The sequence below is a fragment of the Hymenobacter sp. YIM 151500-1 genome (genome assembly GCF_025979885.1).
Lineage (GTDB): Bacteria > Bacteroidota > Bacteroidia > Cytophagales > Hymenobacteraceae > Hymenobacter.
Genome location: NZ_CP110139.1, coordinates 3,538,770 through 3,562,975, shown reverse-complemented (window position 1 = coordinate 3,562,975; position 24,206 = coordinate 3,538,770). Strand labels below are relative to the sequence as shown.

Annotated in this window: 21 protein-coding genes; 14 read left to right on the top strand and 7 right to left on the bottom strand. The window is 63.9% G+C overall.

All coding sequences use genetic code 11. From position 1 onward, the window contains the following. Nucleotides 1-91 precede the first annotated feature (91 nt). The gene (locus tag OIS53_RS14905; RefSeq protein WP_264679365.1) at nucleotides 92-1,234 is read right to left on the bottom strand and encodes an MBL fold metallo-hydrolase; all 1,143 of its coding nucleotides are present in this window, start codon (nucleotides 1,232-1,234) and stop codon (nucleotides 92-94) included. A 105-nt stretch (nucleotides 1,235-1,339) separates the two neighbouring features. On the opposite strand from OIS53_RS14905, the gene OIS53_RS14900 reads away from it, so the two are divergent. Continuing rightward, nucleotides 1,340-1,780: an aldo/keto reductase gene (locus OIS53_RS14900; protein ID WP_264679364.1), complete on the top strand. Its 441-nt coding sequence runs from the start codon at nucleotides 1,340-1,342 to the stop codon at nucleotides 1,778-1,780. 137 nt (nucleotides 1,781-1,917) lie between these two features. Beyond that, entirely contained in the window at nucleotides 1,918-2,334 is a 417-nt protein-coding gene (locus OIS53_RS14895) for an aldo/keto reductase (protein ID WP_264679363.1), read from the top strand. 179 nt (nucleotides 2,335-2,513) lie between these two features. Here the strand turns inward: OIS53_RS14895 and OIS53_RS14890 are convergent, their stop codons facing one another. From OIS53_RS14890 to OIS53_RS14880, 3 genes are all read right to left on the bottom strand, one after another. Then, on the bottom strand, nucleotides 2,514-2,921 hold the full coding sequence (locus tag OIS53_RS14890) for a YybH family protein (RefSeq protein WP_264679362.1): 408 nt from the start codon (nucleotides 2,919-2,921) through the stop codon (nucleotides 2,514-2,516). A 7-nt stretch (nucleotides 2,922-2,928) separates the two neighbouring features. Next, nucleotides 2,929-3,633, bottom strand: coding sequence for a DJ-1/PfpI family protein (locus OIS53_RS14885; protein ID WP_264679361.1), 705 nt, complete (start codon nucleotides 3,631-3,633; stop codon nucleotides 2,929-2,931). A 62-nt stretch (nucleotides 3,634-3,695) separates the two neighbouring features. Next, entirely contained in the window at nucleotides 3,696-4,292 is a 597-nt protein-coding gene (locus OIS53_RS14880) for a TetR/AcrR family transcriptional regulator (protein ID WP_264679360.1), read from the bottom strand. 137 nt (nucleotides 4,293-4,429) lie between these two features. Here OIS53_RS14880 and OIS53_RS14875 point away from each other — a divergent pair, with 137 nt between their 5' ends. The 3 genes from OIS53_RS14875 (at nucleotide 4,430) to OIS53_RS14865 (ending at nucleotide 7,859) form a co-directional block, all read left to right on the top strand. Beyond that, nucleotides 4,430-5,752: a flavin-containing monooxygenase gene (locus OIS53_RS14875; protein WP_264679359.1), complete on the top strand. Its 1,323-nt coding sequence runs from the start codon at nucleotides 4,430-4,432 to the stop codon at nucleotides 5,750-5,752. Between the two features lie 282 nt (nucleotides 5,753-6,034). Continuing rightward, nucleotides 6,035-6,577, top strand: a complete 543-nt coding sequence (locus OIS53_RS14870) for a hypothetical protein (protein ID WP_264679358.1) — start codon at nucleotides 6,035-6,037, stop codon at nucleotides 6,575-6,577. A gap of 94 nt (nucleotides 6,578-6,671) precedes the next feature. Then, nucleotides 6,672-7,859 (top strand): class I SAM-dependent rRNA methyltransferase, encoded by a 1,188-nt coding sequence (locus OIS53_RS14865; RefSeq protein WP_264679357.1) that lies wholly within the window; start codon nucleotides 6,672-6,674, stop codon nucleotides 7,857-7,859. 129 nt (nucleotides 7,860-7,988) lie between these two features. Here the strand turns inward: OIS53_RS14865 and OIS53_RS14860 are convergent, their stop codons facing one another. Both OIS53_RS14860 and OIS53_RS14855 read right to left on the bottom strand, forming a co-directional pair. Beyond that, on the bottom strand, nucleotides 7,989-9,170 hold the full coding sequence (locus OIS53_RS14860) for a beta propeller repeat protein (RefSeq protein ID WP_264679356.1): 1,182 nt from the start codon (nucleotides 9,168-9,170) through the stop codon (nucleotides 7,989-7,991). 156 nt (nucleotides 9,171-9,326) lie between these two features. Then, nucleotides 9,327-10,994 carry a tetratricopeptide repeat protein gene (locus OIS53_RS14855; protein ID WP_264679355.1) on the bottom strand — a complete coding sequence of 556 codons (1,668 nt, stop codon included), beginning with the start codon at nucleotides 10,992-10,994 and terminating at the stop codon, nucleotides 9,327-9,329. A gap of 132 nt (nucleotides 10,995-11,126) precedes the next feature. On the opposite strand from OIS53_RS14855, the gene crtD reads away from it, so the two are divergent. From crtD to OIS53_RS14830, 5 genes are all read left to right on the top strand, one after another. Continuing rightward, nucleotides 11,127-12,635 carry a 1-hydroxycarotenoid 3,4-desaturase CrtD gene (gene crtD, locus OIS53_RS14850; RefSeq protein ID WP_264679354.1) on the top strand — a complete coding sequence of 503 codons (1,509 nt, stop codon included), beginning with the start codon at nucleotides 11,127-11,129 and terminating at the stop codon, nucleotides 12,633-12,635. Between the two features lie 116 nt (nucleotides 12,636-12,751). Beyond that, nucleotides 12,752-13,444, top strand: coding sequence for a carotenoid biosynthesis protein (locus OIS53_RS14845; protein ID WP_264679353.1), 693 nt, complete (start codon nucleotides 12,752-12,754; stop codon nucleotides 13,442-13,444). A gap of 72 nt (nucleotides 13,445-13,516) precedes the next feature. Further along, nucleotides 13,517-14,128, top strand: coding sequence for a hypothetical protein (locus OIS53_RS14840; RefSeq protein ID WP_264679352.1), 612 nt, complete (start codon nucleotides 13,517-13,519; stop codon nucleotides 14,126-14,128). 203 nt (nucleotides 14,129-14,331) lie between these two features. Beyond that, a complete protein-coding gene (locus tag OIS53_RS14835; protein ID WP_264679351.1) occupies nucleotides 14,332-14,916 on the top strand; it encodes an arylesterase in 585 nt (194 codons plus the stop codon). Nucleotides 14,917-15,412: 496 nt separating this feature from the next. Beyond that, entirely contained in the window at nucleotides 15,413-18,343 is a 2,931-nt protein-coding gene (locus tag OIS53_RS14830) for a T9SS type A sorting domain-containing protein (protein WP_264679350.1), read from the top strand. Between the two features lie 179 nt (nucleotides 18,344-18,522). Here the strand turns inward: OIS53_RS14830 and glgP are convergent, their stop codons facing one another. Then, complete coding sequence (glgP, locus tag OIS53_RS14825; protein ID WP_264679349.1) at nucleotides 18,523-20,184, bottom strand: alpha-glucan family phosphorylase; 1,662 nt, start codon at nucleotides 20,182-20,184, stop codon at nucleotides 18,523-18,525. A gap of 177 nt (nucleotides 20,185-20,361) precedes the next feature. Here glgP and OIS53_RS14820 point away from each other — a divergent pair, with 177 nt between their 5' ends. The 4 genes from OIS53_RS14820 (at nucleotide 20,362) to OIS53_RS14805 (ending at nucleotide 24,119) form a co-directional block, all read left to right on the top strand. Further along, the gene (locus tag OIS53_RS14820; protein WP_264679348.1) at nucleotides 20,362-20,670 is read left to right on the top strand and encodes a hypothetical protein; all 309 of its coding nucleotides are present in this window, start codon (nucleotides 20,362-20,364) and stop codon (nucleotides 20,668-20,670) included. 351 nt (nucleotides 20,671-21,021) lie between these two features. Continuing rightward, nucleotides 21,022-22,929 carry a glycoside hydrolase family 13 protein gene (locus tag OIS53_RS14815; RefSeq protein ID WP_264679346.1) on the top strand — a complete coding sequence of 636 codons (1,908 nt, stop codon included), beginning with the start codon at nucleotides 21,022-21,024 and terminating at the stop codon, nucleotides 22,927-22,929. Nucleotides 22,930-22,974: 45 nt separating this feature from the next. Next, the gene (locus OIS53_RS14810) at nucleotides 22,975-23,352 is read left to right on the top strand and encodes a GxxExxY protein (protein ID WP_264679345.1); all 378 of its coding nucleotides are present in this window, start codon (nucleotides 22,975-22,977) and stop codon (nucleotides 23,350-23,352) included. Nucleotides 23,353-23,411: 59 nt separating this feature from the next. Continuing rightward, the gene (locus OIS53_RS14805) at nucleotides 23,412-24,119 is read left to right on the top strand and encodes an SDR family oxidoreductase (protein ID WP_264679344.1); all 708 of its coding nucleotides are present in this window, start codon (nucleotides 23,412-23,414) and stop codon (nucleotides 24,117-24,119) included. Nucleotides 24,120-24,206 lie beyond the last annotated feature (87 nt).

The following is a 24,206-nucleotide window of genomic DNA, read 5'->3' as shown; positions in this document are numbered from 1 at the left end:
ACGCGGGGCTACGCCTTCCTCCAGCTTCTCTTTCGCGGCGGGCCGGAAGAAAGCGTGGCCCCGCGTTGTGGTATGGTAGGGGGCGGCCAGGTCAGGCACCGGGGCGCACTACCTCCCCGGCTCCCAGCACCCGCAGCTGCCCGCGCAGCTTGCCCCCAGCCGCCAGCTCGTGCAGATGGCGCACCGGCTCACCCGGCGGCTCGTCCGACAGGTCGAAGGTGCCGTAGTGCATGGGCACCAGGGTGCGGGCCCCGAGGTCGTGGAAGGCCTGCACGGCCTGGGCGGGGTCCTGGTGATTGGGGGCCATAAACCAGCGCGGGGCGTAGGCGCCGGCCCCGAGCAACGCCACGTCGAGGCCGGGAAACAGCTGGCCGATGTCGCGGTAGTGGGAGCCGTAGCCGGAGTCGCCGTTGAAGTACACCTGCCGCCCGCCGCCCTGTAGCACAAAGCCGCCCCACAGCGTCTCGTTCACGTCGGAGAGGCTGCGGTTAGACCAATGGCGGGAGGGCACGAAGGTGATACGCAGCCGCTCGTCGGTGCGGTACTGCTGGTACCAGCCGGCCGCTTGTAGGTCGGCTTCCGGCAGCCAGCGGCGCAGCAGCGCCGGCATGCCCAGGCCCGTGAGCAGGCGGGCCCGCGGGTTCTGGCGGTGCAGCTGCTGCAAGGAGTCTTTGTCGCAATGGTCGTAGTGGGCGTGGGAGACGAGCACGTAGTCGAGGCCAGTGAAGCGGGCCGGGTCCAGCGGCAGCCGGGACAGGCGCTTGCCGAAAGGCGGGGCCCCGAAGACGGGGTCAATCAGCACGTTGATGCCACCCAGCCGCACGAAAAACGAGGCGTGCCCCAGCCATACCACCACATCGTCTTTCATAGCCAGAAACTCCGCGCCCTCCACGATGGGCACCTGGAACGGGTCGGCTTTCTTCTCTTCGCGCTGGGGGTTGCGCTGTAGCATCCACTTCAGCACCTGCCCGCCGGGCGTGCGGTACGGAAACTCGTGGTTTTGAAACCGGCCTTCGGCATCCAAGGGCGTGCCGGGCCAGCGGGCGGGCGGCAGCAGGGTGGGCAGATCGGGGTTGGAAGTGAAGCGCGCCGCTTTGGCCGGCGCGGCTGGCCGGGGCTCATCGGCGCCCGGCAGCAAGGGCACTAGCGCCGTCATGGCGGTTCCGGAGCGCAGAAAGGTGCGGCGGTTCATGGCAGAAAACAGCTGGTATTCGCAACAAACGAACGTATGCATAACTCGCTGGGCAAGCGAAGGGTTTACGCACCGCTGCCGTTGCCGCAGACATTTTGGCCGCGCGGCTGTTACGCTACTACTGTCCACATGACTTGTTCACTCCCTATGCGTTACCAGCTTCTCGGTCGCTCCGGCCTGCGTGTTTCGGAATTGTGCCTTGGCACCATGACTTTTGGCGAAGAATGGGGCTGGGGTGCCAGCAAAGACGAAAGCCACAAGATATTTGAAGCCTTTGCTGAAGCCGGCGGCAACTTCATCGACACAGCCAACCGCTACACCGAGGGTACCAGCGAGAAGTTTGTGGGCGAGTTTATCCGCCCCGACCGGGAGCGATTCGTGCTGGCTACCAAGTACTCGCTCTTCACCAGGCACGGCGACGTAAACGCGGGCGGCAACCACCGCAAAAACCTGGTGCAGAGCCTCGACGCCAGCCTCCTGCGCCTCGGCACCGACTACATCGACCTGTACTGGCTTCATGCCTGGGATTCAACCACGCCCGTGGAAGATGTGATGCGCGCCCTCGACGACCAAGTACGAGCCGGTTAAATCCTGCACCTGGGTGTGTCCGACACGCCAGCCTGGATTGTGGCCCAGGCCAACACTCTGGCCTAGCTGCGCGGCTGGACGCCCTTTTCGGCCTTGCAAGTGGAGTACAGCCTCCTCCGGAGCGCGACCTGCTGCCCATGGCCCGCGCCTTTGGCCTGAGCATCACGCCCTGGGCGCCCCTGGCTGGCGGAGCCCTTACCGGCAAGTACTTGCAGGGTGAAACCGGCCGCGTGGCCGAAAACAGTGCCCGCCGCAACGAGCGGAGCCCCAGCATCGTGCGGGAGGTAGTAGCGGTGGCACAGGAAATCGGCTGCACCCCGGCCCAGGCCGCCGTACGCTGGACCATGCAGCGCCCCGATGGCCACGTGGTGCCCCGCACCGTGGCGCAGATGCAAGACAGCCTGGGTGCCACGGAGGTGCGGCTCAGTGAGGAGCAGGTGCGGCGGCTGGATAAGGTGAGTACGATTGAGCTGGGCTTCCCGCACGATTTTCTGGCTTCGGACGCCGTGCAGGACGTGCTATTTGGCGGTACGCGGGCGTTGCTGGATGTGTGAGGCCCCACAGCCAAAGGAGCGCCAGACACAGCATGATGAGGCAATTCGATCGACGCTTGAAAAGCTATTTGAAAGCGTGCAAACGAGCCAACATTGCTTTCTTGTCATGTGCTCTTCCATAACGTCAGCTCTTCGGGGCCCCACCGCAGCCAGCAGCTTCCCCGAATGCTGGTTGAATCTCACCCCGGCCCGAACGGCTGGTCCACCACGAATTGCCAGACGCCATTGGCCTGCCGGCGGCCTACTTCCAGGCCCTCGCCACGCAAGATGACTGACTGGCCTGGCACGTGTTCATAGATTAGCTCCCATTCGGAGCGCAGCAGCGCGAAGCCCTCAAACTCCAGCACCAGCCGCGTGGTGATGCGCATGGTGCCGCCACGCCGCAGGTAGCCTGCTAGCTCGGCGCGGATGGCCGCTAGGCCCGTATGCACCGTACCGGCGGGTGAAACGAATTGGGCTTGGGGTTCAAACAGACGCAACACCTGCTCTACGTCGCCCGTGTTGAAAGCGGCAGCATAGTACTTATGCAGCTCGTGTGGCTGCTGAGGTAGCCGCAACAGGTTGGAAGTGGGCTCGGTCGTTTCCATTGCCAGGTTAGCGGGCTTTTTTCAGTTTCAATAGCGCCTGCGCGTGCCGTACCACGTCCCACAGAGTCAGGTCTTTGCGGGCGTCCTTGGCTAGCAAGCTACGCGACCAGTCCACCGTGTTGGCGGCGGCTCGCTCGGCGTTGCCGCTCTGGTAGGGCGGCTGCGGGTCGTATTCCACCAGCAATTGCTGGGCTTGGGCTCGGTCCGCGCCGCAGAGCTTCCCCACCAGGCCCAGGGCCATATCCAGGCCGGCCGAAACACCGGCCGCCGTAATAATCTTTCCCTCAATTACGTAGCGCGCCGCCGTGGGCACGGCTCCGTACTCGGCCAGCAGCGGGCGCGCGGCCCAGTGCGAAGTAGCTGGCAAGCCGCGTAGCAGTCCCGCCGCTCCCAGGATAAGCGAGCCGGTACAGACGCTCGTCGTCCAGGTGGTTGTGGTGTGAATGCGCTGAATCCAGGCCAGCAGTGCCTGATTTTTAGTTTCCCGGACGAAAGCCACGGTAGAGCCCGGAACCACCAGAATGTCGGCGCGGTCTATTTCCGCCAGTTCGTAGTCTGCCACCAGCTTTAGAAAATGCGTGTCGGTTACGATGACGCCCTTCTGGGTGCCTACGAACTGGACGTTGGCCTGCGGCAGACGACTCAGAATTTCGTAGGGCCCTACCGCGTCCAGCGCCGTGATGCCGTGATAGAGGTAGATGACGATGTTCATGTGCGCGCAAGGAGTTAAGAAGTGAAAATAAACCTATCGGTCTTTTTTATGTCAAAAAAAAATCAGCGCACCAGCTGTCGTTCCAGATAATCCCGGAGGCGGTCCAGCAGCCGGTTGAGTACGCGCGGGTCGCCGCTGGTCTGGCTGAGCAGGATGCCGCCCTGAATCTGGGCGTAGAAATATTCTGCTTCCTGGTCCGGGTTGAGGTCCGGCCGAAGCGCCTCCTCTGTAATGCCCTGCGCGAAAAGACGGCTCAGCCCGGCCAGCAGCTCAGCCAGCGCCGCACGTACTTGCCGGTGCAGCACGGGGTAGGCATCGTCGGTTTCAACGGCCGCGTTCATCACGGGACAACCGCCGGCCACTACGGGTTGCACCGTGTAATTGCGGTAAAACTTCAGTACGGCCACCAGCCGGCCTTGTGCCGTGGCCTGTGAAGCCACTGCCCGTAACAAGGCCGCCCGCAATTTCCCGTAGGAGTGCGCAAAGGCCGCCGCCGCTATTTCATCTTTACCAGGAAAGTTACCATACACTCCTCCCTTAGTCAGGCCCGTGGCCGCCAAGATGTCGCGCATTGACGTGCCTGCATACCCCTTGGTATTAAACAAGGGGGCAGCTTTCTCAACAATCATCTGCTTAGTATTGTCGGCTTTAGAAGGCATGGCAGCGAAGAAGGACAAGCAAATATAAACCAATCGGTCTTATTTCTATCTTGATTGCGTGATATGATAGCTGACGGCAGTTACTACCCCAAAACAGTGCTATTAAACATCCAATTCTGATTTCCTACCTTCTCGCCATGAGTTCTTCCCCCCTGAAAATCTGCCTGATTGGCGCCGGCTCCTCGGGGCTCACCGCGGCCAAAGCCCTCAAGGAAGCCAGCCTGGCCTTCGACTGCTTCGAGAAGGGCTCCGCGCTGGGCGGCAACTGGCGCTACGACAACGACAACGGCCTGTCGTCGGCGTACCGCTCCCTGCACATCAACACCAACCGCCACATCATGAGCTACTCGGACTTTCCCATGCCCGAGAGCTACCCGATGTTTCCGCACCACTCGCACATTATCCGGTACTTCGAGGACTACGCCCGGCATTTTGGAGTGGACGAGCTCATTACCTACAACACGGAGGTAACCAGCGTGCGGCCCGGCGCCGACGGAACCTGGCGCGTAGCCACCCGCCACCGCAGCGGGGCCACGGCCGAGCAGGAGTACCGGGCCGTCATCGTGGCTAATGGGCACCACTGGAGCCCGCGCTACCCCGAGCCCCCGTTTCCGGGCCACTTCGGCGGCGAGGTGCTGCATTCCCACTACTACCGCACCCCCGACCAGCTTCAGGGCCGAAACCTGGTGATTGTGGGCATCGGCAACTCGGCCGTGGACATTGCCTGCGAAGCGGCCCGCCTCCACACGGGGCGCGTCACGGTCAGCACTCGGAGCGGGGCCTACATTTTGCCCAACTGGCTGTGGGGCCGGCCGTTCGACTCGCTGGCCTCGCCGCTGGTGAGCCGCCTGCCGCTGGGTGTGCAGCGCCTGGTGCTGCGCGCGGCGCTGTGGCTGGCCCACGGCAACCAGGAAAACTACGGCGTGCCGCGGCCCCGACGCCCCTTGCTGCAAGAGCACCCCACCCTGTCGCAGGATTTGCTCAACCTCGCCGGCCGGGGCCTGATTCAGTTCAAGCCCAACATCCGGGAGCTACAGGGCCATCAGATTCTGTTCGAGGATGGCACCACTGAGCCCGCCGACCTGCTCCTGTACGCCACCGGCTACAAGGTGTCGTTTCCGTTTTTCGACCAGGAGTTTCTGAACGTGGAGGAGCAGAACAACCTGGAGCTGTACCGCCGCGTGGTGCATCCCGACCATCCCGGCCTGTATTTCCTGGCCTTTGTGCAGCCGCTGGGCGCCATCATGCCCCTGGCCGAAGTGCAGGCCCGCTGGATTGCGCGCCTGCTCACGGGCCACTGCCGCCTGCCCTCCCGCGAGGCCATGCTCCGCAGCATTGAGGCCGATAAGCAAGCCCTGCGCCGGCGCTACAGCCAGTCGCCCCGCCACACTATGCAGGTGGATTTCTACCCCTACAAAGAGCTGATTGAGCGGGAAATGCGGCAGCATGTGGTGAAGTAAATAGAACGTCATGCTGAGCTTGTCGAAGCATCTCTACCGCTGGCTAACTTCTGACGACTGCAATGAAGCGGTAGAGATGCTTCGGCAAGCTCAGCATGACGGCATAAACAGCTTCAACCTTAGCCTGCTGTCACACATTCAAGGCAATCCGTTAGTTCGCCTTGCCCATGCTGGGGCAGCTACCTGCCTTGCCCGTACGCGGCTGGCGTAGCGGAAATGGAGCCGAAGCCGTACACTGCCCACGTCTACCAGTTATTACTTTCTGATTCTGTTGCTCTTCGTATGCCCAAGCATCTTTACCAACCCCGGCTGCTTTCTTGGTGGCTGTGCGGTATTCTGCTGCTAGCGGTGGCCACCTCGGGCTGCCACCGCAACACGGTAGCGTATCGTTTTCGCCCGGCGCCACCACCGGCAACGGCCCACCCGAAGCAGCCCGCCCCGGCACCTCGCGCCCCGGCGGCCCTGGCCGCGGCACCGGCTGCCCCACCCACCCGCCCGGCCCTGGCCGCTCAGCCGGTGACGAAACGTCGGCAACTGCGGCAGGAGCCAGTGGCGGCCCGGCAGCTGGCGCGGCCTGCCGGGCAGCGGGCAGTGGGGCAGCGGGCCACAAGGCGGCCGGTGGTGCTGGCCGCGCGCCGGGCGTTGGTTCGGCCCGGCAACACCGTCGAAGTAGGTTTGGGCACTACCGTGCTGGGGGTGCTGGGCCTGATTGTCGGGCCGATTAGCCTGCTGGGGCTGCTCATCTGGGGCGGGCCGGTGTGGGCTATCCTCCTGGGCTTGTCGGCGCTGGCGGTGCTGGTGGCCTGGCTGGACCCGTTCGGGTAGGCGGCGGGGGCCAGGCACAAAATCCGTTTCATCAGACTAATCCGAGAAATCCGTGGTCTACCTTTGCGGCTTCTGTCGCTAAGCCCTCTCGCTCATGCCCGCCTCCGTCACGCTCAAACCCGGAAAAGACCAGTCCCTGCGCCGTCGGCATCCGTGGGTGTTTTCGGGGGCCATTGCCCGCTTGCAGGGCGAGGTGGTGGAGGGCGAAGTGGTGACGGTGCTGGCCGCGGGCGGCGAGACCCTGGGCGTGGGTCACTACGCGCCGGGCTCCATTGCCGTGCGCATGCTCGACTTCGGGCCCGCGGCCCAGCTGCCCACGGCGGCTTTCTGGCAAGAGCGGCTCCGCAACGCCTACCAGCTGCGCCAGGGCCTGGGCCTGACGGGCACCGGCACCACCGACGTGTACCGCCTGGCTCACGCCGAGGGCGACGGGCTGCCCGGCCTCATCATCGACGTGTACGGCAATACGGCCGTGGTGCAGGCCCACAGCGCCGGCATGTACCGGGCCCGCCCGCTTATTGCCGAGGCCTTGCAGCAGGTGATTCCCGGCCTGCGGGCCATCTACGACAAAAGCGCCGAAACCGTACCGCAGAAAGCCGCGCCGGGCGCCCAGAACGGCTACCTCTTCGGGCAGAGCAGCGGGCAGGAGCACGTGGTGCACGAAAACGGTACGCCCTTCGTAGTAGACTGGGAAACGGGGCAGAAAACCGGCTTTTTCATCGACCAGCGCGACAACCGCAGCCTGCTGGCCCGCTACGCGCCGGGCCGGCGGGTGCTCAACACCTTCTGCTACACCGGCGGCTTCAGCTCCTACGCTCTCCGGGCCGGGGCCGAGCTGGTGCACTCCGTCGATTCGAGCAAGCGGGCCATTGAGCTGACGGAGCGCAACGCCGCCCTGACTGGCCTCGACGGCAAGCACGAGGCTTACGCCCAGGACGTGTTCAGCTTCCTGAAGGACCGCCACAACCAGTACGACCTTATCGTGCTCGACCCGCCGGCCTTTGCCAAGCACCTCTCGGCCCGCCACAATGCCCTGATGGGCTACAAGCGCCTGAACGTGGCCGGCATCCGGCAGATTGCGCCGGGCGGGCTGCTGTTCACGTTCAGCTGTTCGCAGGTGGTAAGCATGGAGCTGTTTGAAGGGGCCGTGCTGGCCGCCGCCATCGAAGCCGGCCGCCCCGCCCGCATCCTGCACCGCCTCACCCAGCCCGCCGACCACCCCGTGAGCCTCTTCCACCCCGAAGGCGAGTACCTGAAAGGCCTCGTGCTGGCCGTGGAGTAAGGCGGCTAAGCTCCGCGAGAATATAATATGCCCGGCCCCACAACGACGCATCGTTGCCGGACCGGGCAGGATAAGTACCTCACACAATCGGATACTTACATAAAAGATTAGTCACATAGGAGGCGGTGACTACTTGACGGCTATTATTCTTTTCAGATAGAGCTTGTCGGAGTTGGTGCGGGTCCACTTCTGGCCGTCGGGGGAGTACCAGGTGCAGTTGTCGTCGCCACAGAGCACCCAGGTTTTGCCGGTATACACGGCATCTTCCAGGGAGCCTCCGTCGCGGATGCCGCCGATGTTGGTCGATTTCCAGGTTTTGCCGTCGGTGGAAGTGGCCACGTCGCCGAACCGGCTCACGCCCACGAAGCGGCCGTTGCCGTAGCCGCCGCCCACCAGCTGGGGCGCGTCGAAGTTTTCCTCCCAGGTCTGGCCGCCGTCGGTGGAAGTAGCCGACTTCATCATGCCGTCGGCGAAGGCCACGATGGTGCCTTTGCCGTTGCTGGCCGCGTCGCGCAGGGCCGATGTCAGCTGCTCCTTCACGTGGGCCACGCTCACGCGCTTGGGCTTGCCGTTTTCGGGCACGAACACGGCCACCCGGCCGAAGTTGCCGGTGAGGTAAAACTTGCCGTCGATGAAGTCGACGCCGTAGGTGTGCGTGTACATCGTTTTCTCGCCGGGGTCCACGTTGGTCTGGTACTGGGGCGCACCGGGAGCTGCGGCGCCTGCCGCTTGCGTGGCGGCCTTGGCTTTGGCCAGGCCGGCGCCCAGGCCGCCCAGCTTGCCGCCAGCCAGGGCCCCTATCTTGGCGCGGGCCGCGTCCTTGGCCTGGTTGGTGGCTTGGCTGGCGGCACCAGCTTGGCCGCTTTGCCAGTTGCTGCCCAGCCGGTCCCAGGTTACGCCGTCGAGGGAATAGGCCAGGGCATCTTCGGAGCCGGCGGCCAGGAACATGCCGCCCCCGTAGGCTACGCCGTTAAACCCATTGTTGAGCCGCAGCGGGGTTTTCACATCCTGCGCCGTCCAGGTTTTGCCTTTGTCAGCGGAAGTCAGCACCACGCCGTAGTTGGTCACGGCCACCAGCTTGCCGCCCCCGTAGGCCAGGCCCGTTACCCAGGATGGGTTGTCCATGTTTTTGCGCGCCCCCTCAAACACGAGGTTCCAGGTTTTGCCTTCGTCAGCGGACATGGCAATGCAGGGGCTTTCGTGGGTGCGGAAGGATTTGCCGCCGGCAAACAGTACGGTTTGCGCGTGGGCGCCGGCGCTGCCCAGCAGCGCGGCTAGCAGAAGGCCAAAGTGGAGAGAGGGGCGTTTCATGGAAAGGACGTACTGGAAAAGAACTTCGGAGAGAGGCTCTAAGAAAAGAGCCACCCGGCCTGGTGGCGAGGTGGCTCAAAGATGTACGGCACGAGGCTCAGTCAGCAAAAAACCGGCGGTTACAAGCGGTTTACATCATACGTATACTTCTGCCTATCAGACAGATAGAATATAGTCCCGCAAGTTGCTTTCCTCGGGCAGGCCCAGCTTCTTCTTGATGCGGTAGTGGGCAATCTTCACGCTGTTGGGCTCGATGTTGAGCAGGTTGGCAATGTCTTTATTGGTGAGGTTGAGCTTGAGGTAGGCGCACTGCTTCAGGTCGTTGGGGGTGAGGCTGGGGTGCTGCTGGCGGAGCTGCTCGAAAAACTGCGGGTGAATCTTCTCGAAATGCAGGGTCACTTTCTCCCAGTCGTCGCCGACTTGCAGGTGCTGGCGGATGGCTTTTTTCATGTCGGCCACCGGCTCGCGCTGGGGCTCGGGTACCCGCCGGGCCAGGGCTTCGAGGCGGGCGGTGAGGTCTTCGAGCAGCTTGGTTTTCTGCTGGGCGTAGAGCGTGGCGCTGGCCAGCTCCCGCTGGTTGGAGTCGAGCTGCAGCTGGAGTGCCGCGCGGGCCGCTTCTTGCAGCTGCCGGCGGGCCTCGCTCTGCTCCCGCTGCTGCTCCAGCAGCTGCTCCCGCTGCCGGAACACCTTGTTTTGCAGCCGCTTCGAGCGGTAGAGTAGCGCGGCCGCCACCAGCCCCAGCACCGCCACCCCCGACCACAGCACCACCTGCCAGCGCCGGCTGCGCGCCTCCTGGGCCAAGGCCCGAATCTGGGCTTCCTTCCGCTCGGTTTCGTAGCGGAACTGCAAGTCCTGCACCGTTTTGGCGTTGCTGGCCCGAGTGAGGCTGTCGGTGAGGCGGCCGGCCTGCTGGCGGCGGCGGTAGGCAGCGGCAAAGTTCTGCTGGTCGGCGGCCAGCTCAGCCAGGGTTTCCAGCACGTCGCGCTGCAAGCTGAGCTGCCCCGCTTGGCGGGCGTAGGCCAGAGCCGCCTGGCCAGCCTGCTCGGCGGCGGCCGGCTGGCCCAGCTGGTGGTAGGCTTTCAGCAGGCAGTTGTAGGTGTGGGCCAGGTGGTCGATGAGGCGGCCGCGTTGCAGGTGAGGCAGAATGGCCAGGCAGGTGTCGCGGGCGGCGGCGGGACGGCCCGCGCGCAGCAGGGCGCTGGCCATCTGCACGTCCAGGGTCCAGTCGCGGGGGCCGCTGTAGCGGCGGCGCAGGGCCAGGGCCTGGGTTATAGTTTGCAGGGCCAGGTGGGCCTGGCCCTGGGTCATCTGCACTTCGGCAATGTTGCCCAGGCCGGACAGCACGCCCACCGTGTCGCGGGCCAGCTCGTCGAGGCGGCGGGCCTGGTGGAGCATGGCCAGGGCCTGGTCGTAGCGGCCCAGGCTGAAGTAGCTGTGGGCTATGTTGCTGAGAATGGCCGGCTTGAAGCGGGCTTTGCCGGGCACCTTGTCGGCCAGGCGCAGTTGGGCCAGAAACAGCCGCAGCGAGGCCTCGTCGTTGCCGCGGATACCGTTGAGGATGCCCAGCTGCTTGTAGGCGCCGAACAGCCCCCGCTGGTCGTTCAGGCTCTGGGCCAGCTCGTAGGCGCGGGTGGCGTAGGTCCAGGCGCTATCAAACTGCACTTGCTGGTAGGCTATGGCCAGGCTGTCCAGCATCCGTACCCGGCTGGTGTCGGTGGGGGCGGTGGCAGCCAGCCGCCGGTGCAGGCGGGCGAGGGTGGCCGCGGGCTGGGCCAGTGTCGCTCCGGCCACCAGCAACTGCACAAAAACCAGTAACGCTTTCATTCCACGAGCAAGTAGGGCCCGAAAGCTACGCAGAAAGCCCGCACCATGCCGCCGGCCGGAATGGGAAGTGGGTTGTACGTTTGGGCCGCGGCCCCCGAAAACTTTGTTTGGGTGCTTTGCGGTTATCTGCCCATGACCCCACCACGTTCCTCGTCCCCTTCTGCCGCCCGCAAGCCGCCCGCCGCCATCATCGGGGCCGGCATCGGGGGCATTGCCACGGCCGTGCGCCTGGCCGCGCGCGGGCACCGCGTCACGGTGTTTGAGGCCCAGGAAAGCTTCGGGGGCAAGATGCACCAGCTGGAGCTGCCCGGCGGCTACCGGTTCGATGGCGGCCCGTCGTTGTTTACCCTGCCCCATTTGGTAGACGAGCTGTTTCGGCTGGCCGGCCGGGAGCCCCAGGACTACTTCCGCTACCAGCGCCTCGACCCCATCACCCAGTACTTCTTCGCCGACGGCACCCGCCTCACGGCCTGGGCCGACGAGGAAAAGTTTGCCCAGGAAGTCGAAGCCAAGCTGCACGTGCCCGCGGCCGAGGTGCTTCGGTTTCTGCGGCGCAGCGGCCGGGCCTACGAAGCCACGGCGGGCACGTTTCTGCATAAGTCCCTGCACCGGGCCGGCACCTACCTCAGCCGCGACACCCTGAAGGCCCTGGCCGCCGTGCCCCAGCTGGGCCTCACCACCACCATGCACCAGCGCCACCAGGCGGCCTTTCCGCAGGATGCGCGCCTGGTGCAGCTCTTCGACCGGTTTGCCACCTACAACGGCTCCGACCCCTACCAGGCCCCGGCCACGCTCAGCCTGATTCCGCACCTGGAGCACGGGCTGGGCGCCTACTACCCCGAGGGCGGCATCTACGCCATAGCCCAGAGCCTGGTGCGCCTGGCCGAGGAGCTGGGAGTGGAGTTCCGCTACCAGGAGCCGGTGGAGGAAATCCTGACCGCCGACGGCCGCGTGACCGGCGTGCGCACCGCCCAGGACGTGTACGACTTCGGCCTGGTAGTCAGCAACATGGACGTGGTGCCCACCTACCGGCGCCTGCTGCCGGGGCAGGCAGCCCCCGAGCGCACCCTGAGCCAGCCCCGCTCCTCCTCAGCCCTGATTTTCTACTGGGGCATCGGGCGGCGCTTCCCGGAGCTGGGCGTGCACAACATCTTTTTCTCCGAGGACTACCAGCGCGAGTTTGAGGCCATCTTCCAGCAGAAAACCGTTGCCGACGACCCCACGGTGTACGTCAACATCACCGCGGGCCACACGCCCACCGACGCCCCGCCCGGCCACGAAAACTGGTTTGTGATGGTGAACGTACCCCACGACCAGGGCCAGGACTGGCCCGCGCTGGTGCAGCGCACCCGGCAGGCCGTGCTCCGGCGCGTAAGCCAGGCCCTGGGCCAGGACGTGGCCCCGCTCATCCGGGCCGAGCACGTCTGGGACCCGCCGGGCATTGAGCGGCGCACGTCGTCGTTTGGCGGGGCCTTGTACGGCTCGTCCAGCAACAACATGCTGGCCGCTTTCCTGCGCCACCCCAACTTCTCGCGGCAGCTGGAAGGGCTGTACTTTTGCGGGGGCTCGGTGCATCCGGGCGGGGGCATCCCGCTGTGCCTGCTTTCCGCCCGCATCGTTTCTGATTTAATCAGTAGTTAAGAATTAGGAATTAATAATTGGGGAAATCGTCTGCTCACCACCTACTCAGCGGAGCATAGATGAACAAGGAAATTCCTGATTATCAATTACTAATTATTAATTCCTTTCCAACTCCTATGCCTGATTCTCTTTCCACTTCGGCGGCGCCGGCCACGCTGGCCCCGGCCAACCCCGACGCCCACCGGCGCCGGCTGCGGCTGGCTCAGGCGGTGCTGCTGCTTTTTCACGTCACGGGCTTCGTGGGGCTGGCTTTCTCGCAGGACCCAGGGTTCTACCTACAGTTTGTGCCCCTGAACCTGCTGCTCACGGCGGGGCTGCTGCTGGCGTTTCAGCCCGAGCGGAGCCCTACCTTCTGGGTGTTCTGCGCCGTGACGGCCGTGGTGGGCTTCTTCGTGGAGGTGGTGGGCATCCGGACGGGAGTGCTGTTTGGGCAATACACCTACGGCGCTACGCTGGGCTGGAAATGGCTGGGCGTGCCGCTGCTGATTGGGCTGAACTGGACCCTGCTCACCTACATGACCGGCATTCTGGCCCGCTACCTGCCTTTGCCCGGCTTTTTGCGGGCCGTGGTGGCGGCCCTGCTCATGGTAGGGCTCGACCTGTGCATTGAGCCCGTGGCCGTGCGCTACGACTTCTGGACCTGGCAGTACGACGTCATTCCGATGCTGAATTTCAAGGGCTGGTTTGCCGTCAGCCTCATCTTGCAGGTGTATTTCAACCGCACCGAGTTTGTGAAGCGCAACCCGCTGGTGCCGTTTGTTTATTTGGTACAACTATTATTTTTTTTTGGACTGGGTATGCTACTGTGAGCTAGGTAGTCGTTAGGGCTGGTGGGGAGAAGCCGTGCAGCAACTGAAACGCCCACCAGTGCCTTTGCCTCTATGGAGGATACTCTACTTCACCAGCTTCTCGACCGTGCCCTTGCTGTCTTTCGGCAGGTGGGGGTGCGCCTGCTTCACGAAGAGCAGCTTGCCGCTGCCCTCGACCTCAGCCCTGCCATGTTCCGGGAGCTGCTCGGCTCCAAGGCCGACGTCGTGCACCACATGATTCGCCGCGACCTGGAGCGGCAGCGCCGGGAACACGCCGAGCTGTTTGCCCACCTCCCGACGCCGGCCGAGTGCTTGGTGGCCCTGGTGCGGCACAGCCTCTACGAAATCCGCCACTCGCCCCACTTCGACTACTACATCGTCCGCACCCAGTATCCGGTGGCCTGGCAGGCGCTGCAAGAGCACTTCTACGACTACACCTGCCCCCTGATTGAGCGCCTGGTGCGGGATGGCGTGGCCGAAGGCCAGTTCCGCGCCGACCTGGACGCGGCCCTGGTAGCGCACATCCTTCTGGCCCAGCTCAACCTGGTGCTCAACGAAACCTACTTCCCGCCCGACCACACCAACCTGGCCGACGCCTACTACCATGTGTTTGCGCCCTACGTGCGGGGCCTGTGCACCCCCGCCGGCCTGCGCCTGGCCGCCCCACTTTTCGAGCGAATGTAGAAGAAGGTGAGGAGAAGGTAAGTTGTCCTTGCCAGGAGGCCCGACGACGCAAGGATAACTCACCTTCTCCTCATCGTCTTTACCAACTTACCCACCGGGCGCTACGTTGCAGCTCTGGCCCGCGGCGGCTGCCTATTTAGCATCGGAAACCCGCTTCCTGCTCTACTCGTTGGCCGGGTTTGCGTGCTTCCGTTCGTATGTCTATGAAATCCATTGTCTTCTTCGGCGACTCCCTGACGGCTGGCTACCAGCTGCCGGCCAGTGCCGCTTTTCCGTCCCGCATCCAGGAGAAAATCGACGCGCTGAGCCTGCCCTACAAAGTATACAACTACGGCGTGAGCGGCGAAACCACGGCCGGCGGCCGGCAGCGCATCAGCTCGGTGCTCAGCCGCTTCGGGCAAATCGACGTGTTTGTGCTGGCTTTGGGCGCCAACGACGGCCTGCGCGGGATTCCCGTCCGCGAAACCACCCACAACCTCCAGGACATCATCGACCAGGTACGCCGCCAGCACCCCGCGGCGCGCATCGTGCTGGCCGGCCTGGAATTTCCCTTCGACCTGGGCCCGCTGGGCGGGCACCGCATGGCCCGCTACGCCCAGGAGTTCAAGGCTCTGTTCCGGGACCTGGCCGACAAAAACAGCCTGCCCCTGGTGCCCTTCCTGCTGCAAGGCGTGCTGGGCCAGCGCCACCTCAACCTCCCCGACGGCGTGCACCCCAATGCCGAAGGCCAGAAAATCCTGGCCCAGAACGTGTGGGCGGTGTTGCAGGGGGGGTTGGTGGAGAAGTAGAACACGTTTTTTCCTTTGTACATCGGGCATTCGTGCAGCAAACCAAAAAGAGCTGTTGCCCAGGGCCTGTTCGGAGGGCAACAACTGCTGTTTGCACGGCTCGGCTGTTCCAGCATCAATCACCTTGCGCATTACCCGTGCCAGTACGGGAAGCTTCATAGGGAAATACTATTGTATTGGAAATAGAATAAAGGATAAAAGTGTAAGTTGGTCAACGTTTCCGACCAGTTGTGCACTCAGCTGGGCGGTATCACGACGCTCTTGCAAGCAGTTGCAGTTGGGATTAGCAGGGTGAAGCTTCTTAAGCTGCTGAAGCTGGTGGTGTGAGTAGGTCATACAAACTTCCTGCAACCCCAATCAACTCCCTATGCCGCTCTAAAGGCCCGCCAACTTCTCACGTGCGCCCGCCCCACCCGTGGATAGAGCCAGCCGTGACCGGCGCACCACCAAGTCTTTTATCTTCCACAACAACCATAGCTCCAGCCTCCCACACCCTATGGAACACTCCGACACCTTTCCATCCTTCTCCGACAACAGCAACAGTTTCAGCAACCTGGATTCGGTGAGCCGCCGGGCGTTTCTGCGCACTATGGGCCTGGCTACCGGGGGCGTGTGGCTGGCCAGCTCGGGCCTGGGCACCTTCGCCGGCTTGGCCGGCACCGCTGGCACTGCTACTGGCGCCGACTACGATTTTGGCTTCGGCCAGCGCGACAAGCTGCGCGTGCCCTTTTCCTACAAAGCGGTTACGGCCGTGGCCGCCGGCGACATTCTGATGACGGCGCAAGGCGCGGGGCCCGGCGACTTGCCCGCCGGCTGGCGCTGGAAGGCCCTGACCGGAGCCAATGCGCCCATTCCGTTGCAGCAGGACCTGGAAAACACCCACGACGGCTCCACGCGCACGGCCGCGCTGGCCTGGGCCGCGCCAGCGGCGCTGGCCGCCGGGCAGGAAACCACCATCTACTTCAGCGCCGAGCGCCTGGCCCCCAACCGCACGCCCCACACCACGGCCCAGCAGATAGCCGCCGCCACCGACTTCTACCTTGAAGCCAGCGGCGGGGACTTTGCCAGCGCCTCGTTGCGCGTCTCCTTCAACCATATCCTGGCTACTTACCCCGAGCAGAACCCAGCCACGGGCTGGGGCACCAACCCGGTGGGAGGCTGGCGCTACACCAAGCGGGGCAGTCTGGTGGTGGGGGTGCACGCCTGGGCCTACTTCCGTAACCCCAGCGGCGGGGCCACGCATGCCTACCTGCGCGGCGACCTGTTCGTGTATAAGCGCTCCACGGGGCAGTACGAGGTGGGCGCCATCACCCAGCAGCCCAATGCCTACGGCCCACATCCGGCCGGCACTATCGGCAACCGGCTCGACCAGCAGGGCATTGCCTGCCACATGACGCTGAAAAACGGCGCTCAGGTGCTCCACCGCTGGGGTGGCCCCCAAGACCCACTGGCCTTCGATGTACCGGCCACGGCCTTTGCCGGCGAGCGGCTGCACTTGCCGGCCGGCGAGCTGGAAACGCAGGACTACGGCCACGGCGTGCCGCTTATGGTGGCGGGCAACAGCCTGCCCGCCGGGCTTACCGCGGGCACTATCTATTACGGATACACCTTCAACGTGCCGGCGCTCCGCCTGACCACCGAGCGGCTGAACGCGGATACCACCGTGAGCTTCAGCGGCGGCTCGGGAACGGTGCGCGTGTACCCGGTGCACATGACCTGGCCCAACACCAAGGCCATGCTGCTGACCGAGGCCGGGCGGCGCATCTGGGTGGGTGCGGGCACGCAGCCGGTTATCCTGCCGGCCCACGACCAGCTCTACCTTTCGCGCCGGGCGCAGCTTATTCCGCACTACGACCTGAGCTACGCCGTGCCCTTGTCCGGCGAGCGGAAGTTTCTGCACGTGGCCAGCGCAGCGTCCTACTTCTCGGCCGACTGGCGGGCCGGCAGCGACGCGGAAAACGTGGACCGCATTGGCCCCATTCCGTACCGGCACGCGCGCCTGCTGCGCTGCCCTTTCGATGAGGCACTCGACCAGAACACGCGGGTGCAGGCGCTCAACCACGCCGGCCACATCTACAACATTCTCGACGAGCGTAGCGGGCAGCCGCCGGTGCACACGCGCGGAGCCGACGGCAACGGCGCGCCTTTTCCGGGGATGGGGCCCAACAACTTCGGCTTCCGCTCCTACGGCGGGGGCCGCGGGCAGGTAGGCAATCCGCAGTTTGGCGGCAACGACGCTGCCCGGTGGCTCGCCACGCGGGGCCCGCGCCAGGCCGGCATCGGGCGGCAGTACGACATGAACTACGACGGGGCGCACGCCACGCAGTTTAACCTGGTGCCCTACCTGCGCACCGGCGACGAGCTGTACCTGGAGCTGGCCCTGTGCATGGCCCTGACCCTGGCCGCGAGTGAGTACGCTGATTACCTGATTGGCACGCGCCGCGTGTCGGGCGTGAACCGCCAGGGCAACCGCCACGGCGCCTGGGCTATATCGATTATGGATGATGCCGACTGCATCCTGCCCGACGCCTACCCGGCGCGGGGCCTGCTCTCGCAGGTGCTCAACGACACGGCCTTTGCCTACCAGCACGAAGCCCTGAACGGGCCCACCAGGCACCTGGGCATTATCTGGGGCAAAGGCCGCCCCTGGCACAACAGCATGCACACGCGCATGATTGCCAAGATGGTGCTGCGCAACCGCCGCCCAGAGTGGCGAACCGCCGCCGAATGCGCGGCGCGCATCACCGTTGATTTCTACGACGACCAAGGCCCAGTGCCCAACGCCGGGGCCATGGTCAACGACATCAGCCTGGAGGACCGTGACGCCAACGGGGTCATCTTCCCGTCCCTGGCCGCCATGTTTACCTCGCCGATTAACTACGGGCCGGGGCCGTTTGCCGCCACCGGGTTCGGCCCGGCGCCGGGCACGGGTAAGGTCGTCGGGCGCAGCGAGTACGCCCGCATGGCCCTAGCCGCGCAGTCGGACCTGCTGACCTGCCACAACTGGGGCCTAGCCACCATTCCGAATGCGGCGCGCGTGCGCCAGCAGACCTACAACCGCATCACGACGCCACCTAATAGCCTGAGCAACAATAGTGGCGTCGAAACCTGGTCGATTGTGCCGGTGCTGCTGCCCGTGACTACCCGCCAGACGCCGGCCGCCAGCCAAGATGAGCTGGTGCAGCTTTACCCCAACCCCGCCCGTGAACAAGCTACCCTCCGTTGGCAAGCCAAAACCAGTGAGGCAGTGCAGGTTGATGTATTCGACGCGGTGGGCCGCCGCCTGATCAGCATCCAGCACCACGGCCGCGCTGGCTGGAACGAGCTGCCCGTATTGGTGCAGCAGCTTTCGGCGGGCGTCTACACCGTGGCGCTCCGGCGCGACGGTGGCCCGCGTACCGTCCGGCACCTGGCGGTGGAGAAGTAATTTGAGCCCTCGCCTGACTCAGGCTCATACGCCAAGCCCGGCCCCCACGATGGGAGCCGGGCTTGGCGTTATACGCTACCTGGGTTTGGTGGCCAGGTAAAGTCCTGCCCTCCTACGTACTCTTCCTGATGCGCACAATGCTCGGTAAGAATAGGTCTTTCAGCTAAGCCCCCAAGTCCCTAAGAGCCTAAGCCCCTATTGTACATCTGCGTGTAGTACTCCGTGGCCATGCGGTGCGACTCGAACTCGGGCTCTACTTCGCGCATGGCGGCTTTGCGGATGGCGAGGAAGTCGGCGGGCTGGCCGTAGTACAGGGGCACGATTTCGTTTTCGAGTACGTCGAGCACGCCTTTGGCTTCGATGTCATCTTTCACGTGGTCGGGCTCGTGCAGGTTGGCCAGGGGCAGCAGGAAGCCGTTTTCGCCGTGGCGCACAAACTCCGGAATCCAGCCGTCGGGGATGCTCAGGCTCACGCAGCCGTTCATGGCGGCCGTCATGCCACTGGTGCCGGAGGCTTCGCGGGGGAAGCGGGGCGTGTTCAGCCAAATGTCGGAGCCCTTCTTCAGGGCCGCCGACAGGGCCAGCTCGTAGCCGGTCAGCACGGCGCAGGTTTTGAACTTGCTGGTTTTCTGGATGATGTCGTTGAACAGACCGATGGCGCCGTAGTCTTTGGGGTAGGGCTTGCCGGCCCAAATCACCTGCACCGGCCGGTCCTGATTGGTGACCAGCGCCCGGAACCGCTCGAAGTGGCGCAGAATCAGGTCGGCGCGCTTATAGCCGGCGAAGCGGCGAGCCCACACCACCGTGAGGGCGTCGGGGTCCAACAGGGTTCCGGTCTGGTCGGCCACGATGTCAAAAAGCTGTTTTTTCAGCTCCCGCTTGCGGGCCAGCAGGGCCTCGTCGTCATCGGCGGCCAGGGCGGCAGCCAGGGGCTTGTCGCGCCAATAGGTGCCGTTCTGGGAGTTGGTAATGGCAATGATGGGGCTGATGCCCGCGTTCTGGCCCCACATGTCGTTGGCTACTTTGCCGTGCACCTTGCTCACGCCGTTCGAGATGCGCGCGAAGCGCAGAGCGGTGAGCGTGTAGTTGAGGCGCTCCTTCTCAATCAGGCCCAGGCGGCGCACCTCGTCCAGGGGCACGTTGCCGAAGAACGACATGTCGTGAAGCAGCTTGATGTCGTGCTCCTCGTTGCCGGCCAGCTCGGGCGTGTGGGTGGTGAACACCAGGCGCTTACGCACTTCGTCCTGGCTGCGGCCGTGCTTGTCGTAGAGGTAGAAAGCCAGGGGCAGGCCGTGGCCTTCATTGAGGTGGTACACATCCGTCTGGCGGCCCAGCAGGTCCAGGAGCTTGCCCCCGCCCACGCCCAGCAGAATGCTCTGGGCCACGCGGGCGGCCGTGTCGGCGTCGTAGAGGTGGTGGGAGATGGTGCGCGAGATGTAGTCGTTTTCGGGAATGTCGGTGGTGAGGAAGAACATGGGCACCGTCCCGAAAATCTCCGGCGCCAGGTACAGGGCCTTCACCAGCACCTGGGCGTTGTGAATGGTGATGGGAAACACCAGGCCGGTATCCTGCAAGAAGCTGTAGTGCTTGAGGCGGAAGTCGGCGCGCATGCTCAGGTCCTCGTTGCGGCCCTGGTCGTAGTAGCCGAAGCTCCACAGAATGCCAATGCCGACCAGGTTTTGCCGGAGCTCATAGGCCGAGCGCATGTGGGAGCCGGCCAGGAAGCCCAGGCCACCGGAATAGGTTTTCAGCGCCTGATCCAGGGCGAATTCCATGGAAAAATAAGCCGCCGAAGTGGTGAACTCCGGCGCGGGGGTGTACATCTGAAAGTCAAATGCCATGAGCGCAGGGGGGAGAGAAATCTGAGGTAAGAAAAAACAACGGGTGCCGCCGGAGCAGCCCGCAGGCTGCTCATACGTCGGCTACCAAAAAAACGGAAAACTACGGACTGTTGAGCAAGGTGCACCGCCGCCGCGGCAAAAAGCTAACGGGCCACCAGCAAAAGCTAAAAAACCACCATGGGCCACTCGCAGGGCACGGTGTCGCAGCTGTCGTTCCACAACGGCGCCACCATGACGCTCGACCCCACCACCAACGCCACCGTGCAGGGACTGGTGTGGCGCAGCACGGCCGGGCAGGGCAACAGCCTGGCTATGGCCGCCTCCAGCACCTTCGGCACCGGCCGCGTGGTCATCGTCGGCGACTCCTCGCCGGCCGACGACGGCACCGGCTCGCCCGGCAACACGGTGTACGACGGCTGGAACGAAAACCCCAGCCACGCCCGCCTGCACCTGAACGCCTTGCTCTGGCTGGCTAAGTTGCAGTAGACTTGTAGCTAAAAAGGAGGAAGTCGCCTGACCGTCATGCTTCGGCAAGCTCAGCATGACGGTCAGGCGACTTTTTGAATAGCTTCAACGGCGGCCAGTGGCCCGCCCGTATCTTCCGCAGCCCCGACGTCTGGTTTCAGGCGCCGGGGCTGTTGCGTTATCTCGTCCCCGGCCCCTCCCCCGCAGGATGTCGCGCATCAAGCGAGGTAGGCCGGAGGTGGAGCTGGGGTCTTGGTCAACTCAGCATTAGAAATCGGCCAGTACAGGACCGGTGAAGGCCCGTTGGGGAGTAGCGCGACAGGCGGTTCGCGCCGTACCTTGTCGGCTTGTCACCGAATTCCCACTTGCCCTATGATTTCTCCCCGTTTTTTGCCTCTGCTGGCTGGCGCGCTGCTGGCTGCGGCAGCCGCTCCTGCCGTAGCCGGCGGCACCCATTTCCGAACCGAGCAGCCGGCCCCGGCGCCCAAGGCCGCGGGCATCACCCGCATCGACCCTACGTTTTGGTGGGTGGGCATGAAAAACCCCAAGCTTCAGCTGTTGGTGTACGGCCCCGGCATCGGGGGCAGCCAGGCCAGCCTGCGCGCCTACGAGGGCGTGGCCCTGGACGGCACCCAAAAGCTCGAAAACCCTAACTACCTCATTGTCAACCTCACCATCAGCCCCCAGGCCCGGCCGGGCAAGCTACAGCTGGAGTTTGCGGGGCCGAAGAAGCTGACCTGTGCCTATGAGCTGCGCCAGCGCACTACGCCCACCGACAAGAGCAAGGTGCAAGGCATCGGCACGCAGGACTTCGTGTACCTGCTCATGCCCGACCGGTTTGCCAATGGCAACCCCAAAAACGACGTCATCAAGGGCATGAAGGCGCCCGGCGTGGCCCGCGACTCCATGTACGCCCGCCACGGCGGCGACCTGAAAGGCATCGAGGACCACTTCGACTACCTAAAAGAGCTGGGCGTAACGGCCATCTGGCCTACGCCGGTGGTGGAAAACGACCAGCCCAAAGCCAGCTACCACGGCTACGCCCTCACCGACTACTACGCCGTGGACCGCCGCTACGGCACCAATGAGGACTACGTGCGCTTCGTGCAGAACGCCCACCGCAACGGCCTGAAGGTGGTGCACGACGTGGTGCTCAACCACATGGGCTCCGAAAACTACCTGTTCCGGGACCAGCCCGCCAAAGACTGGTTTCATCAGTGGCCCGGCTTCACGCGCAGCAACTTCCGCGACGCGGCCTTCAACGACCCCTACGTTTCGCAGCACGACCGGAAGCAGTTTGGGGAGGGTTGGTTCGACGTGCACATGCCCGACGTGAATCAGAGCAACCCGCTGGTAAGCACCTACCTGACTCAGAACTTCTTGTGGTGGGTGGAGTACACCGGCCTCGACGGCTACCGCATCGACACCTACACCTACTCGGACCGGAAGTTTCTCATGGACTTCGGGCGGGCTCTGCTGGAGGAGTTTCCGCAGCTGGGCATGTTCGGTGAAGCCTGGGTGCAGGGCACGGCCCAGCAGGCCTACTTCGCCCGCAACATTCTGCCCGAGGTAGATGGCTTTAAGAGCAACCTGCCCAGCGTGCTCGACTTCCAGGCCCAGTACGCCATCAACGAGGCCCTGACCAAAGATGCGGGCTGGACCGAGGGCATCAACCGCATGTACTACACCCTGCACGACGACTGGATGTATGAGAACCCCATGCGCAACGTGGTGTTCCTGGACAACCACGACATGAGCCGCTTCTTCTCGGTGATTGGCGAGGATATGGCCAAGTACAAGATGGGCCTGGCCTGGCTGCTCACCACCCGCGGCACGCCCCACCTCTACTACGGCACCGAGGTGCTGATGAAGAACTTCTCCAACCCCGACGGCAAGGTGCGCGAGGATTTCCCCGGCGGCTGGCCCGGCGACAAGAAAAATCTATTCGTCTCCCGCACCGGCCCGGAAGCCGAAGCCTTCAACTACGTGAGCAAGCTGGCGAACTACCGGAAGTCGCACCCGGTGCTGCACGCGGGTAAGTACATGCACTTTATTCCCGACCAAGGTGTGTACACCTACTTCCGGTACTCGGATGAGGGCACGGTAATGGTGATGATGAACTCCGGCAAAGACGAGAAAACCGTGGACATGGGGCGTTTTGCGGAGCGGCTCAACGGGTTTTCGTCGGGGGTGGAGGTGACAACCGGCGCGGCTATTGGTGATTTGAAGACGCTGCGCATTCCGGGGCGGACGGCTTGGGTGGTGGAGCTGAAGCGGTAGTTATTTCTCGCAGTGTTAGCGCAGTGTTTCGCAGTGTTCTGACGTATGCATGAGAATGATATTTCGTTTGAGGTAAGGAAAGCAGCCTATAAGGTGCATACTGTGCTGGGGCCAGGGTTGCTAGAGTCGGTGTATGAAGTGGCGTTGGCGTACGAACTACGCCAAGTCGGACTTCGAGTACGTGCCCAAGTACCACTGCCCATGATGTATGCTGATCAACGGATGGATGTAGGCTTTCGACTGGATTTGCTAGTTGAAGAGAAGGTAATTGTCGAAATTAAATCTGTCGATGCTCTACTAGATGTCCACTTTAAGCAACTTCTGACCTACCTGAAATTATCGAACCTAAAGCTTGGGTTGCTGATAAATTTCAACGTCGTAACACTCAAAGAGCACATGCATCGCCTTGTGAACGGCTTATAAGAACACTGCGAAACACTGCGCCAACCCTGCGCAACACTGCGAGAAACCCAACCACCAACATGACCGACCTCACCGACCAAGTAGCCATTGTCACCGGCGCCAGCCGCGGCATCGGCCGGGCCATAGCCCTGCTGCTGGCCCTGCAAGGCGCCCGAGTAGTAGCCGTAGCCCGCGCGGCCGCCGAGCTGGACGAGCTGACCCTCAAAACCCAGGGCCTCGCCATACCGGCCGACGTCTCGGACGAAGACGACGCCCAGCGCATCGTGGATGAGACGCTGGCCCGCTTCGGCCGCCTCGACATTCTCATCTGCAACGCCGGCGTAGGCTCTTTCAACCTGCTCGAAAACTTCGAGGCCGCCGAGTGGGACCGTATCTTCGACGTGAATGTGAAGGGCACCTTTCTGCTGTGCAAGGCTGCCGTGCCCCACCTCAAAGCCCAGGGCAGCGGCCACATCATAGGCATTGCCTCCGACGTGAGCCGGCGCACCTTCGAGCACGGCACCATCTACGGGGCCAGCAAGTACGCCCAGGATGCCCTGCTGGGCTCCCTGCGCAAGGAAGTGCGGCCCTACGGCGTGAAAGTCAGCACCATTTACCCCGGCCTCGTGGACACCTACTTCAACGACTCCAAGCCCGGCTCCCCCGAGGCCGAGCGCACCCACCTGCGGCCCTCCGACGTGGCCCAGGCCGTGCGCTACGTGCTGGAAGCCCCCGCCCACGTGGTAGTCGACGAGCTGATGATTCACCCGCTCAGCCAGGAATGGTGAGTTTTTTGAATGTGGGAAATGGGTTGGGAATGTGGCTGAATGTGAAAATGTGCAGGATATGAGAAACCAGCGGCTGTGTCGTTCATG